The organism is Bartonella sp. SL320, assembly GCF_059687635.1.
In genome coordinates this window covers 577,302-592,735 of the sequence record NZ_CM185143.1, presented here as the reverse complement: position 1 = coordinate 592,735, position 15,434 = coordinate 577,302, and the positions used below count along the sequence as shown (strand labels likewise).

At 38.3% G+C, this 15,434-nt stretch carries 8 protein-coding genes and 1 pseudogene; 1 reads left to right on the top strand and 8 read right to left on the bottom strand.

Translation table 11 applies throughout. The features are described from left to right. Nucleotides 1–81 precede the first annotated feature (81 nt). The gene (locus AC6ER8_RS02470) at nucleotides 82–3,468 is read left to right on the top strand and encodes an autotransporter outer membrane beta-barrel domain-containing protein (protein ID WP_497079050.1); all 3,387 of its coding nucleotides are present in this window, start codon (nucleotides 82–84) and stop codon (nucleotides 3,466–3,468) included. 585 nt (nucleotides 3,469–4,053) lie between these two features. Here AC6ER8_RS02470 and AC6ER8_RS02465 read toward each other — a convergent pair. From AC6ER8_RS02465 to xseA, 8 genes and pseudogenes are all read right to left on the bottom strand, one after another. Continuing rightward, nucleotides 4,054–4,836 (bottom strand): ABC transporter ATP-binding protein, encoded by a 783-nt coding sequence (locus tag AC6ER8_RS02465; RefSeq protein WP_497079049.1) that lies wholly within the window; start codon nucleotides 4,834–4,836, stop codon nucleotides 4,054–4,056. Further along, nucleotides 4,833–5,621, bottom strand: a pseudogene (locus AC6ER8_RS02460) (ABC transporter ATP-binding protein); the annotation flags it as partial. The pseudogene AC6ER8_RS02460 and the gene AC6ER8_RS02465, both read right to left, overlap by 4 nt. Nucleotides 5,622–5,700: 79 nt before the next feature. Continuing rightward, on the bottom strand, nucleotides 5,701–6,630 hold the full coding sequence (locus AC6ER8_RS02455; RefSeq protein ID WP_497074626.1) for an ABC transporter permease: 930 nt from the start codon (nucleotides 6,628–6,630) through the stop codon (nucleotides 5,701–5,703). A 2-nt stretch (nucleotides 6,631–6,632) separates the two neighbouring features. Next, nucleotides 6,633–7,706 carry an ABC transporter permease gene (locus AC6ER8_RS02450; protein WP_497079047.1) on the bottom strand — a complete coding sequence of 358 codons (1,074 nt, stop codon included), beginning with the start codon at nucleotides 7,704–7,706 and terminating at the stop codon, nucleotides 6,633–6,635. Between the two features lie 114 nt (nucleotides 7,707–7,820). Next, the gene (locus AC6ER8_RS02445; RefSeq protein ID WP_497079045.1) at nucleotides 7,821–9,422 is read right to left on the bottom strand and encodes an ABC transporter substrate-binding protein; all 1,602 of its coding nucleotides are present in this window, start codon (nucleotides 9,420–9,422) and stop codon (nucleotides 7,821–7,823) included. A 368-nt stretch (nucleotides 9,423–9,790) separates the two neighbouring features. Then, the gene (locus AC6ER8_RS02440; RefSeq protein WP_497079044.1) at nucleotides 9,791–11,416 is read right to left on the bottom strand and encodes an ABC transporter substrate-binding protein; all 1,626 of its coding nucleotides are present in this window, start codon (nucleotides 11,414–11,416) and stop codon (nucleotides 9,791–9,793) included. Between the two features lie 1,778 nt (nucleotides 11,417–13,194). Next, nucleotides 13,195–13,821 carry a DNA-3-methyladenine glycosylase I gene (locus AC6ER8_RS02435; protein WP_497079042.1) on the bottom strand — a complete coding sequence of 209 codons (627 nt, stop codon included), beginning with the start codon at nucleotides 13,819–13,821 and terminating at the stop codon, nucleotides 13,195–13,197. Continuing rightward, nucleotides 13,799–15,226, bottom strand: a complete 1,428-nt coding sequence (xseA, locus tag AC6ER8_RS02430) for an exodeoxyribonuclease VII large subunit (RefSeq protein WP_497079568.1) — start codon at nucleotides 15,224–15,226, stop codon at nucleotides 13,799–13,801. The genes AC6ER8_RS02435 and xseA overlap by 23 nt, the downstream gene beginning before the upstream one ends. Between the last annotated feature and the right edge of the window lie 208 nt (nucleotides 15,227–15,434).

Genomic DNA, 15,434 nt, shown 5'->3' with positions numbered 1-15,434 from the left:
ATGAAAAGCAATATCTATTTCTGTTCTTCTTTTAAAGACTACGGGGAAATGAATATTGGGGGCTTTAAAAGGAGAGTATTCGTGTATAAAAAATCCCTTCTGTCATCTATAGCGACAGCCACTATTGTGCTGTTTAATATTCAATTCAATGCACACGCTGAATCTCTAGAAGTTTCTGGAGAAGGACAAGTAGTTACTGGCGAAACTGGAAAAACCTATGAAACTCTTCATACCTTAAAAGGCGGTCAAATCACCGGAACTGATGTGAAGGTAACTGGAAATAAAGACACAAACTCAAATACTACCACTTACGTTGTAATCACTGAAGGAAAAGGCAGCACAATTAAATTAACGGGAGATCAAACAACCATTAAAGGAGCAGATTCTGACATCCGCTTTGGTCTTGAAACAAAAGATGATGCTATACTTCAAATGACTGGAGGAACTATTACCGTTTCCAACACTGGGGTTCACTTCTTGAACAGTAAGAACGCCGAAAACAAACTAGAAAATGTAACGATATCCAGTGGCAAAGACGACGTATCACTCATCAATGGAATCGTTGCAAACGAAAGTACAGTCGCTTTAAAAGATGTAAAAGTAACGCAAGCAACCAGTGCCATAATTGCAGATAAAAATTCTACAATAACAGTCACCGGCGGATCATTTGATAGCACAGGCGATGGAATATACGCAAAACAAGGAAGTTCCATTCATTTAAACAATGCTACGGTCACATCATCTTATGGAAACGGTGTCTATGCAGACGGTTCAGATTCAAAAGTTATAATGATAGGAGGAAATGCAACAACGAAAAATAAATATTCTTCTGCATTGCGTGCTGAAAATACAGGAGTAATCGATGCCACAGATGTTACACTCACAACAGATGGTACAGGAACCAGTGCATTTGCATTTGGTGAAAGCACAATTGAACTGCACGGGCATACAACGATTAACAATACTTTTAATGGTCTTGGAGCAAGCGATGGTGGCAAAATCACCAGCGAGAATTTAAATATCATCGGTGGAAAGTCAATTAATCACAATCCTGAAGAAGATAGCAATGGAATAATGACATGGAATCCTGGTAGCGAAATTAACCTAACGGGCATAACAACCATTAAAAATGTTGATATCGGTCTTTCTGCAAGTGATGGAAGCAAAATTATTAGTAAAGATTTAATAATAACCGGAGGTGAGAGCGAAAAAATAACTATTGGCGTAGAATCGTACGAAGATAGTGTAATTAAATTAAATGGTAACACAACCATTCAAGATATTGATATCGGTCTTGCTGCAGGTGAGGATGGTACAACCACAATGCGTAATGGTACCCAAAACGAAATAGAAGCAAAAAAAATTGCATTAATCGTGGAAAATGGCGGCCATATGGATCTCACGAATGTTTCTGCAATAGCAGAAATTGCTGGCTTACAATTCGCAAATTTTTCTGATAATGATCCACTTGACCCAAGTGATCCACAAAAATATCGTAGCAATGAAATCAATTTAAGCCATGCAATTTTTCACGTTGACAATGGTACAGGAATTCTCGTTGGAGCTTTCGCCGCAAAAAGCATTGAATATAGTCCTGCTCTATCAATCGGTACAGTCAATCTTAAAGATTCAGAAATCCATGGGGATGTGTTATTAGATGATGGTATCTTTTGGAACCAAATTTCTTGGCAAGATAAAAATACTTGGGATGGTAAAGAAGTTAAAGAAATCGTCAACGGTAGTTTCACATTAAATGCAGATCATTCCACTTTAGAGGGCAGAGCAAAAATTGCACAAGAGAGAAATGTACGCTTTAACCTAAAAAATGGGACACAATGGCTCTTAAAGACCAGCACACAAGACAAAGATGCTGAGGGTCATCTGCTTGATATCGCTCAAAGATCACGTTCTGATATTTCTGTACTGGATCTCGAAAATAGCTCTATTGCTTTTGCAGAACCAATAGAAGGTCATTACCACACATTGCATATAGGTTCTGGAAAACCAGAGACCAAAGCTGTTTATAATGCAACAGGCAATGGACAGATTTCTTTTAATACTTTGTGGAGTGATGGGAAACCAATAGCAGAGCAAAAAACCGATCGACTTTTGATTAATGGAAATGTTTCAGGAAATACGAACATTCTCGTCAATTTAAAAGGAAATGCTGCTCAAAAAAATATTTCTAATGTTGAGAAAAATGTGCGTGGACTTTCTCTTATCCAAGTTTCTGGAACAGCCGCAGAAGGCTCCTTTAAATTAGCCCATGGTTATACGACCATAAATGGTTCACCTGATAAATATATGCTTCGTGCTTATGGACCAGACTCAAGCCAAGGCAAAGCCAATATACAACAAAATCTGTTCGAAGAAAAAAACGAAGACTTCTGGGATTTTCGTCTACAACCTGAGTTTCTTAATTCTAATCCAGAGTCCGGTTCTCATACCGGTGGCTCTGGTTCCAACTCTGGCTCTATTCCTACCCCTGAAGAAAATGTGCACGCACCTGTCGCACAAATGGCAAGCTATCTGGTCATGCCAAACGCTCTTTTCTATAGCGGATTGACTGATATGGCAAAACAAAACGCATTGTTAGCCAATTTCAGAACATCTGTCGTAGAAAAAGGACAAAGACAAAATAATGGCTTTTTCTTATACACCTATGGAAGCACAGGAACCTTATCTTCTGAAAATGCTCCACGCCAATATGGTTATAGCGGTGCTCATCTTCGTTATACAGCTCTACAAGGGGGTGTTACCTTCGCAGCATTAGAAGAACCTAACATCACAACACATTTTGGTCTTATGGGAACCTACGGACAGCTTTCCTTTACGCCAAAAGATATGCAAGATGCTGGAAAAAACACCATTGATAAATGGTCGCTCACAGCCTATGGAACCATACAACATGACAATGGCTTTTATCTTGATACGCTGTTATCCTATGGCATCCTAAAGGGAGACATCACCAATGCTCTCATTGGAACAACCGCAAAATTGAAAAATGCAAAGATGTTGAGCATTTCCACAACTGTTGGCAAACAATTTGCCACCGGTATTCAAGGTGTAACATTTGAACCGCAAGCACAAGTTGCTTATCAACATTTGACATTTGATAAAATTTTAGATGCTGATAATCTGACGATTGACATGCAAAATCCTCATCAATGGATGATCCGTATTGGTGGACGTTTGACCAAAACCGTTATGAATAATGAAAACAACCGTCCTATGTCTTTCTATGGAAAAGTAAACTTGATCAAAACCTTTGGAGATGATCAAGCCCTCCATATTGATAAGGATTATAAACGTGATCCTACGGGAGCGGCCATTGAAGGAGGGCTTGGTATTAGCGCACAATTGTCTCAAAACCTCTCTCTTCATGGTGATGTTAGCTATCAACAAAAGCTGCAAAAAACCGGTATATCAGGCGCAAGCTTTTCAGGCGGAATACGCTATCAGTTTTAAATAAAAAACATAATAATAGCCTATTAATTTAACAAAAAAGGTAGCATACTCTGCTACCTTTTTGCTTTACAATCTATTTTTTTAAGTACTTAAAAAAAATAGAAAGCAGAAAAATATTTGAAGACTGCCATTGAACGTTGGAGAATGCTTATAACAACTTCTTGTTTTATAAAGAATAAAGCTTTGCACTTTTCAATAAAAAATGCCTAAAACAGTAAAAAAGAGCAACTAAAAGTTAAATGATATTATAAAATAATGAAAAGCTTTTCCGGGATATATAGCAATTATTATCTTCTGTTGTTTCTCACAAATTTAATGCTTGAAAACCCAAAAAGAAAACTTCTGAACATAAACTTATAAGCAAAAAAACAGGATAACACAATCAGACAAAGGATAGATGTTATAATCACTCGTATATTGCACAACCGTCGTTCTAAGAGGCTCTAATAGGATTGAAAAGATTATAGCGCAATTACTTCTCAGCAAATTGATAACTAAAAAAATCCGACAATACCCTCTAGCTTTCAATGGTATTATGGAACATCTCTAGAAATTTAAAGTGCACTTTTTCTTCTGTAAAATCAATCACACTCTTTCTTCTCTATGAGCGATAGGCTCAATACTTGCTTCAAAAAATGCCTTTGTATAATCGTGTTGCGCGTGTAGATTACGCAATTCATCATTGCTAAGCTCTTCAAGAATAATCCCTTTATGCATAATGCCAACACGTTCACAAATATGTGCAACAACAGCAAGATCATGGGATACCATCAAATAAGTAAGCTTTTTTCTCTCGCGCAGCGATTTCAACAAGTTTAAAATTTCAGCCTGGACTGACACATCCAATGCAGATGTTGGTTCATCAAGCAACAAAACCTCTGGCTCAATAATTAAAGCCCGTGCAAGAGCAATACGTTGACGCTGCCCTCCAGACAACTCATGTGGATAACGATAAAGAAATGAAGAATCCAAGCCAACGGCATCTAAAGCGTCCTCCACTTTCTCTTTTTGATTATCCATACCATGGATTTTGAGAGATTCAGAAAGAACCGTATGGACCATTTTTCTGGGATGAAGCGAAGCATAAGGGTCTTGAAAAACCATTTGAACACAGCGTAAAAAATCCTTACTTCTTTTTTTTTCAACTTCTTTTCCATCAAAAAGGAACGTTCCACTATAATCTGGAATAAGCCCTACCAATGTATTCAAAATAGTTGATTTTCCACATCCGGACTCACCAATCAACCCATAAGCTTCACCACGCTTAATATGAAAATTAACATTTTTAACAACGGTTACAGCCTTGTGCCTATGCCCAAAAGTTACAGATAAATTAGATACATCAATAATATTCTCATAATTTGTCATGGAGAAACCTCCTCAACACCATTAACAATCGTAGGATTATATAACCAATCAGGATCACGCTCAGGAACAGCCAAAACATCAACAGGATTATCAAGCCGTGGCAAACTTGCGAGCAAGGCCTTCGTATAAGGATGACAAGCATGAGACAAATCAGAAGCAGGCAGCTCTTCTAATACACGGCCCGCATACATCACCAAAATACGATCACAAAAATCAGCAATCATATTCAAATCATGACTAATGAAAATAAGTCCGGTTCCAGACTTTGTTACAAGTTCATCTAATACAGATAAAACTTGTCGTCTAACCGTAATATCAAGTGCAGATGTTGGCTCATCAGCAATGATTAAATCCGGTTTTGGAATAAGCATCATTGCAATCATCACACGCTGTCCCATCCCCCCAGATATTTCATGCGGGAAGAGACGCATCACACGTTCAGGATTACGAATATGAACAGATTCCAACATAGAGATAGTTCTCTCCCGTGCTTCAGCTTTTGAAACGCGGTAATGAATACGGTAAGCCTCCATAATCTGCTCCCCAATCCTTATTAAGGGATTAAGTGAATATTTGGGGTCCTGTAAAATCATTGAAATACGTTTCCCTCGGATTTTTCGCATCTGAGGTTCACTGGCCGCCAATAAATCGACATCTTCAAAGCGCATTTTTTTTGCTTTAACAATGGCTGATTTTGGGCTCAACCTTAGTATTGCGCGCCCAGTCATCGATTTTCCAGATCCGGATTCACCAACAATTCCAATTTTTTCTTTTCCGACAGAAAAGCTAACACCGCGCACAACTTCTGAAAGTCCACGTGTTGTAGGAAAAGAAATACGTAAATCTTCTACTTCTAATAATTTATTACCCATTGCGTGGATCCAATACATCACGAAGACCATCACCTAAAAGATTGAAAGCAAGGCTTGCAAATAATATTGCACAGCCTGGTATTGCCGCCAACCACCAATTTGTCATCATAAATTCCCGCCCTGAGGAAAGCATCGCTCCCCACTCAGGACTTGGAAGTTGTGCTCCCAACCCCAAAAAACCAAGACCAGCAGCTGTTAAAATAATTCCAGACATATCTAAAGTTAATCGTACAATCACTGAAGGAATACACATGGGTGCAACATGAAACAAAATAATTCTCCAAGCAGAAGCCCCTTGCAAGCGCACGACAGAAACATAATCAGAAGAACGTATCGTCAAAGTCTCAGCGCGCGCTAAACGTGCGATTGGTGGCCATGCTGCAATTGAAATTGCAATAGAAGCATTTTCAATTCCAGGGCCCAATGCAGCTGAAAAGGCGAGAGCTAAAATCAAACCTGGAAAAGCAAGAAAAATATCGACAATGCGCATGAGCACAGTATCAACCCATCCCCCCATATAACCAGAGACAGTCCCAACAATAAGCCCTATTGGACCGACAATAATTGTTGTAAGAAAAACAACATAAAGAGTAATCCGAGAACCAAAAACAAGACGACTAAAAATATCACGTCCTAATTCATCGGTCCCAAAATAATGCGCCATAGAGGGGGGCTGCAACCGATGTCCCAGATCATTGCTAAGAAAATCATGCGTAGCAATCCAAGGCGCAAAAAGTGCACATATGATAATGATACAAATAATAAGCAGACCAAATACAGCCGAGAAGTTATGAAAAAACTTAACCAGTGCGTGATAAACTCTTTGTAGGTTCGCTTGAATGATGGACCGTGGAACCGGATCATTTAACCAAGAACCCAAAGAAGATGATGATTGTGATTTTTGATGATTACGAGCTGTCATATTCAACGTGTCCTTGGGTCAAAAATGCGATAAAGCAAATCAGAAAATAAATTAATGGCAACAAAGATAAAGCCTACAAGTAAAGTACACCCGACAACGGCATTCATATCTCCAGCGAGAAGAGCATTTGTCAAATAATGTCCAAAACCAGGCCAAGCAAAAACAGTCTCCGTCAAAACAGCCCCTTCTAATAAAAAAGCATAAGAAAGTGCAACAACGGTAATAACTTGAACAGCAGCATTGCGAAAGGCATGCCCCCAAACCGTCCGTGCCCACGATAATCCCTTTACACGTGCAGTAATGATATATTCCTGATTAAGCTGTTCAATCATAAACCCACGAGTCATCCGACTAATATAAGCCATCGCACCAAAAGCTAAGATCAAAGCAGGCATAATAATGTGACTAAAGACATTGCCAAAAGCCTCCCACTGTCCTTGGGTTGCGGTATCCCAAAGAAAAAATCCTGTTTTGGGTTCAAAAGAATATTCATAAAGAAAATCAAGTCGCCCTGGACCACCGACCCAGCTAAGCTTGGCGTAAAATATTAACAACGCCATAAGCCCAAGCCAAAATGTCGGCGTAGAATAACTCAAAAGTGTAAAAACACGGACAACATAATCAATAAATGAATCGCGATACATTGCGGCAAAAACACCAAAGGGAATTCCAAGAGTTGTGCCAATAACAATAGCAACAGTTGCAAGCTCTAATGTTGCAGGAAACACGCGCATAATATCAGCTAAAACAGGACGCCCGGATGTTAAAGCATCTCCAAAGTCAAATAAAAATACATTCTGGAGATACTTCCAATACTGAACAATCAACGGCTTATCAAGACCCAGCTTATAATACATGGCATCATAAGCTTCCTGACTAATATTATCACCAAGAATAGACAGAACAGGATCAAGAGGAAGCAGATGACCAAGAAAAAAAGTAATCGTCACCAACCCAAGCAATGTGATAAAAACTGAAATAAGCAGCTTTAATCCTTTGAACAAAAAATCCCATACAAATAATCTTTTTTGCTTTTCTGATACGGCTCTTTCAGTCTCTGAAAGCGACAAAACCATTATAAAAATCCCCTCTGTAGCGATAAAACATAAAGCAAATACCTCTTTTTATATAACGAAACAACCTCTTATTAAGCATGTTCTAAAATCCTTCTCTATAACATGCCTCTTTTTTTATTTTTCTGCTTCATTGTAATAAAGTCTGTAAGTGTTCCAAACCCACTTTTTGACATCAGGTCCCATGCCAACGGTATAATATGTCTGAAATAAATAAACCATAGGACCATGCTCTAGCACATAATGTTGTAAAGTACGATATTGCATAATGCGCTTATTAGGATCTTGCTCAAACAAAGCATCCATCACCATTTTATTAATATTTTCATCATAATATCCAGCGCGCCAAGCCAAGTACATATTGTGCTTTTTTGTAAAGGTTGGATCAGGATTAAACACGTGATTTAATGAAGCAGGATGTCCATCAGGGTCAGCACTTCCCCACCCCATAAGGGCAGTATCATAATTTCCACCGCGCACACGGCTCAACAATTGATTTTGAGCCATTTTTTCAAGTGTCAGCTCAACACCAATTTTGCGTGCATTGGCTTGAATAGACTGCGCAACAGAGGACATATAACTAAGACTTCCAACTAAAAGATTAGCCTTAAAACCGTTAGGATAACCAGCCTCGGTAATCAACTGTTTTGCTTTTTTCAAATCTAACTTAAAAGGCAAGCCTTCTTTTTCATCCAAAGCCCCCGGAACACCCAAGGACATATAAGTTGCCCGAGGAATAGCAATCCCCTTCAAAACAGTTTTTCCAAGACCTTCATAATCAACCAAATAACGAAGGGCCAATCTGACCTTTTCATTCGCAAAAATTTTATTTTTATTATTCAGTGATAAATAAATAATCTGTGGGCGCAAAACACGACTAATTTTGACTGGACCGCCTTTTTTTTCAATATCTAAAATATCCTCTGAAGAAAGATCCCGTGCTATATCCACATCACCTTTTTCCAAAAGAAGTCTTTGACTTGATGAATCCCCTACGTGCTGTACAACAATATGCTTAATTTTAGGAACATTCCCCCAATAATGCTGTGTAGCCTCTAACACAACTTTATCTCCTGGAGACCAGCTTGCCAATTTATAAGGTCCAACACAAGCCGAATGTGTCGCTAAATACTTATTCCCCATATCCCCGTTAATACTCTGCGCTTCAAGTGTTTTCCGATCAAGCAGAGCAGAGGCATAAGACTGTCCAATAACAGTCAATATCAGCTGAGTAGGATAAGGTTTGTCTAATTTTAATTGTAAAGTCTTATCATCAAGAGCCTGAATATTTGTTGCGGCATTATCTTTGGTAAATCCATAATCCATTAAAGATTGAGCATAACTCAATCCTAATTTAATAATCCGTCGCATTGACCATGCCAGATCTTGCGCTGTTGCTACCCTTCCATCATCAAACTTCAAATCATCACGAAGATGAAAAACTATTCTTTTGCCATTATCTAAAACGTCCCAAGATTTTGCCATAGCTGGACGAATTTTTGTAGGATCATGCTCATCATACTGCACAAGCGCACTGCAAATATTTGTCAATAACTCACTCGTCACAACCTCAACGGTTTGTGCGGGATCAAATCCACTAATTGAATCAATATTCCACGCCATCACCAATACATCTTTAGATGAAGCACTAAATGCTGATGCTATAGCGCTATTTAAAAAGCCTATTGTACTTAATAAAATACAAATTCTTTTCAACATTCTTTTTTCCCCATTTTATCGCTTCCTGTTGTATTCTTGTACCTCTTCACACAACATAATTGTGATTTTGCTCTTTTATCTTTTAAACAGCATAGTATCAAACATCAACTTTATTTAACCAAACCAAACATCTAAAAATACTTCTCTCATACAGCAATCTATTACTTAGAATACTAAGAATCCATATGACCTTAAACAAAGATTCCTCCTCCGAATATACCTATCCCATCTATCAACAGCTTCAATCATATACTGCCCCCACACAAATGCATTCTTTTAAAAAAACTGAAAAGCTTTTACACAGGAGAATATTTGCATCACGTAATTATGATCAAGCTCTTTTTGCTTGGACAGCATTATAGACACACTTATTTTTCAATTTTACTATAAAAAACACGGGGCGCACTATTCCAAACCCATTTTTTGACATCCGGCGTCATCGCAACAACATCGTATTTCTGAAAAATAAAGGCATAAGGACCTTTTTGCATCAATTCACGTTGTAAATCAGCATAAAGCTGTGCCCGCTTTTTCGGATCTTTTTGAAACAATGCTTCTTCAACTTTTTTATTCATCTCTTCATCAAAATACCCACTCTTCCAACTAGGATAAGCTGTATTTCGAGCCTCAAACCGATTATCCGGATTATAAACAAGGCGTGAAGCCATGGTATGTGGATCCGCAGAATCATTATTCCATCCGATAAAAGCTGTATCAAAAGCCCGTGCATTCACCTTTGAAAACAACTGCGTCCCTGCCATACGTTCAATTTTAAGATGCACCCCAGCCTGCGCAGCACTGTCTTGGATTGATTGAGCAAGCAACAAAGTATAAGGCGTATTAGAGACCAAAAAATTGACTTCAAATCCATTCGGATAGCCCGCCTCTGCTAAAAGTTTCTTGGCTTTTTGAATATCAAGTTTAAAGGGCTGCCCTTCTTTTTCATCTAAAGCGCCAAAATTGCCAAGAGGAATAAAACTTGACCGTGGAATACCAACACCTTTGAGAAGTTTTTTGCCAAGTCCTTCATAATCGATAAGATAACGCATAGCCAAACGTACTTTTTCCTTCGCAAAAATGGGATTTGTCATATTAAATGCCCAATACATCATAGTTGGCACGAGGACTTCTTCAATTTTAACATTTGTTGTTTTTTTCAAATCTGTCAGATCTTCAGGGGTCAAGTTACGTGCAACATCAATATCATGCTTTTGCAACAACAAACGTTGTGTTCCAGGCTCTGCAACATGACGAATGAGAATCTGTTTCAATTTAGGGGCCTCTCCCCAATAATGGGAACTAGCACGCAATAAAATAGCCTCTCCAGGACGCCAACTTTTTAACTGATAAGGACCAACACACGCAGCATGAGCCTTCAAATAATGATTGCCCAAATCACCATTTTTTTCATGCTTCATAATCGTCTTACGATCAAGCAAAGCAGTCGCACGACTTGCCACAATATTATTAAGAATGAGCTCTGCTGGATAAGGTTTCTCAAACTTCATCACCACCGTTTTTTTATCTGGGGCTTGTAGCGCCTCATCAACATTTTTTTCTACAATGCCATATTCATTAAAAATGGCTGCATTGGCCATTTTTAATTTCACAATCCGCTTCATGCCCCAAACAAGATCATGGGCGTTGGCTGTTCTGCCATCATTAAACTTTAAACCATCACGTAAATGAAAGGTAATCACCGTACTGTGATCATCCCCTGAAACATCCCAATGCGTTGCCAATGCCGGAACGACTTTTGCTGGATCATCTGTCGCTGTGCTCACCAAATTATCACAGACATTGTAAATAATTTCACTTCCATAAACATCATTAAGTTGCGCAGGATCAAACGTACTGATTGCATCGAGATTCCAAGCCATGACAAGCGTATTCGCCGGTGTTTTGGCTTCAGCCTGTTGTGTCACCATTCCCAATGCCATAAGAACAGAAACAAGGCTACTGCTCCTTTTTAAGATTTTTCTTTTCAAGTTCATAAACTTTCCCCTTTATTCTTATCAATATTGTTATCAATGAATGACACTGAAATGACAGGTAAATTTATAATCATAAAGAGCAAACTTATGATTATAAAAATGAAACAAAGACATTTTCATCACCTATACAGAGTCATCTTATTTTTAAATTCCATCCACTTTATAAATTCCCACCCCATTTTATAAATTTCATTGACTGAAGTCTCAATTAAACAACAGAAAACATGCAATATATGTTTTTTCAACCAATATTATCTTTTTTCATAATCGCTCTTTGCACACAACAATGCGCTTTATATTAGGTCCTTTATATCAACCCCGCGCTTTATTATTCCCCCATAAATCATCAAATGATAAACCTTGTAAGCCCCAAAAAAACAGTAAACTAAAAAAGAAATCATTGCGTAACGTTTTATGAACGCACTATTTTTATTCCTTTTCTATTTCTTTAGGTTGTATTTAAAATAAAATACGTAAACTTCAAAACTCATTCTCCCCTTAGATACTCATTTTCAAGATGCCAGACATCTTTACGCCATGATCAAAACTGTATTAAAACAGTAGAAAACATTAAGAGAATATCTTGTCTCAAACTCCCCCCTCACAAAAATATGCTTAAGCTTTTGAAAATTAAGTATCAAAATTTTTCCTACCAGAAAGGCTAAATGCCTTAATAAAGAAAAATGAATAATGAGAAAACCACTTCTTCCAAATTTTATCTTCTGAGAGATAAAGCTTGCAATAAAACTTGCAATAAAAGAAGACCCATTAAAATAGCCTCCCTCATTGATAAAAACAAAATTCATGAGATGATTTTTCCCAAAAACATAACGAATATAAATCCTTCTAAATTTTAGTGTGCCTGATTACTTTTCCGTAACAAAAATAGAATAACAAGCAACACACCGTCACAAAGCCTTCGTTTGCAACAGCCCAATACAGAGATTTAACGAAGCAATGCAGTGGATACAAGTGCGCTTGAGCTTAAGTATCCTCCCCAAAACTGCTGCTTACACGCAGCAAAACTCCTCTCTAATGGGGGAAACTTATCAGATAATAAAACCTAACACAAGCAACTTAAGTTACTTAACGTCAATTTTTCATTATTGCGTTTTGTTTTAGAGTGCTTAGCAAGTCTTGGACAATCAATCACCACGCCAATAAATCAACCCTCATACAACCAAAGCAAAATACGATAATGCAACAATAACACCCCAGCTAAAAACCACTTTGCATTCATCGATAAACATGAATAAAATATTGATGAGTTAATTATAACGGCCAGCTTATAACGATGTTATTAACAAAAATACAAATATCTCTTCTAAGCCATTTCAAATGCCAAGTACTGACGCAACTTGGAGGAGATGGAAAAATGCTAAATGGTGCGGACACGTCCCTTCATGAACACAGGAGAGTAGTGCAAAATAACTTCATTGTTATAACATTCATAAGCCCCATTGCTAAATGAGAACATGATATTTTTTAAGAAAGCACATGAATTAGCAACTAGGTAATATCCTGTTTGACCAATGAATATCACCATTATCTAACGCCAGATACATGAAAACTCAAGATATAACTCTTTTTTGCATCTGTTTCTTCATCCTCAAAATTATACTTTATTTTATCATTTTGATAGCCCGCAACAGTAGAAAAATTATCATGATGGTTTCGTTTATATCATTCAGTTATCTTATACAGCGGTGTTATCTGTACATCGATATAATAATTATTATTCTCTTGATCATTGCCCTTGATAAGAGAAAATTGCCAATTTATCGACAAAAACACCCTTCAAGATGATCATTGACAATCCCGATAGACTGCATAAAAGCATAACAAATCGTGGGACCAACAAATGTCCAGCCGCGTTTTTTTAAATCTTTAGAAAGACGAAGAGAGGCAGGGGTTATAGGATGAGCCGAAAGTGTTTGAAAATCTATCTTTTCATAACGCTCCGATTGTGGTGGTTTAAAAGACCAAAAATAGTGGGACAAACTCCCCCACTCTATTATAATTTCCTGTGCTCTGAGTGCATTATTAAGCACTGAACGAATTTTCCCTTGATGACGCACAATGCCTTTATTCTGCATCAACATTTGCACCTTTAACGCATCATAATGAGCAATCTTTTCAAAATCAAAATCATCAAATGCAATACGAAAAGAAGGGCGTTTTTTTAAAATCGTCAACCAAGAAAGCCCCGCTTGAAAACCTTCAAGAGAAATTTTTTCAAACAAAGGAATATCCTCAAAAACAGGTTTTCCCCATTCGTTATCATGATAAGCACAATAAAGAGGATCCGTTCCAGCCCATGCGCAACGAACTTTTCCATCCATCCCCTTAAGAAGCCCTTCTGCCAGCATTAAATTCACCCTATTAAAAGAGAGTTCCTTGGTCATCGCTTGGTGACTTTATTTTCTTGTGTTTTGAATGTTTTGCAGAAACAGGCTCTTTTGTTGCAACACTGATATCCCCATCAAAAAAGCGTAAATTTACTTGTCCATTTTCAGGCAACTGCGCTAATCGTTTAATGGGCTTATAATCTTGCCCTAAAGCCAAAACAAAACCACGCTCTAAAATATTCTGATAAGAAGTGCTTTTTAAAAGCCTACATGCCAACTCTAACGCCGCGCGTTGTCTTTCCACACTGCGTACAAAAGCACGCTGAAGACGCGCCGTATATTCTTCTGTATGGCGTTGTGCTTTTTCACTATTTAACAAACGTGGCGAAAGACGGAGCTGAAGAGCATGAAAAGAAAAACGTTTTTTATCGTAGCTCACACAAAGAGCACGCTGTAATCGACTTGAAATTTCATCAAAACCACGCCGCGGTAGCGCAAAAAGTTGGTCGACAGTGGGAAGCCCTCGTCTGGCAGCACGCAACTTTTGTTGATGAAAATCAAAAGAACGTGCAAGTCCTTTACGCAAACGTGCTCCAAGGGATGCAACACTTACTTCAAGATCAAGCTTAACGGGAACAGCCTTTTCTGCCGCTCCTGTAGGGGTTGGAGCACGCCAATCAGCGACATAATCAATCAAAGTCCAGTCTGTTTCATGCCCAACAGCAGAAATAACTGGGAGCTTAGAAGCATAAACAGCACGAACAACAGCTTCATCATTAAACCCCCACAAATCTTCTAAACTTCCTCCTCCCCGTGCAACAATAAGCAGATCCGGTTTTGGAATGTGTCCTCCTGCGTCAAGGGCATTAAAACCTTCAACAGCAGCAGCCACTTCACTCCCACTTGTTTCCCCCTGGACACGGACAGGCCAAACCAAAATATGTAACGGAAAACGGTCAGATATACGATGAATAATATCCCGAATAACAGCGCCCGTTGGTGATGTTACAACACCTATAACGCGAGGCATATAAGGCAAAGGCTTTTTCTTTGTCTCATCAAATAAGCCTTCTTCTGCAAACTTTTTCTTACGGTTTTCAAGCAGAGTCATCAAAGCACCAACTCCTGTTGGTTCAAGAGCCTCAATGACAATTTGATATTTCGATGACCCTGGATACGTTGTTAGTTTTCCAACAGCAACGACTTCCATCCCTTCTTCAGGAGGAAATTTAAGCTTGTCCATGACCCCACGCCAAATAACAGCCTCCAGCCGTGCCTTGTCATCTTTTAAAGCAAAGTAAGCATGCCCCGAAGCATGGGCCCCACGATACCCTGAGATCTCACCACGCACCCGTACATACCCAAACTTCTCTTCAACAACGCGCTTTAAAGCCCCAGCTATTTCTGAAACAGTAAATTCTGCGACATTTGTTGCAACTGTTTTTTCATCAAACAAACTCACCATTTTTGAACTCGCTACATCCGTTTCTGTGAAGCCTTTAAAAACTCTGCATCTTTAACCTTTTGATGTATATTTTATCTAAATACCCATAACACCAAATCGGATACCTCTTAGCTTTAAAGCAATTATGAGAATTATCAATAATACCTAAAACCATTTCATGGAAATTTATAGAGCATTCTTCTCGCTTATAAAATGTAAAAGGTAT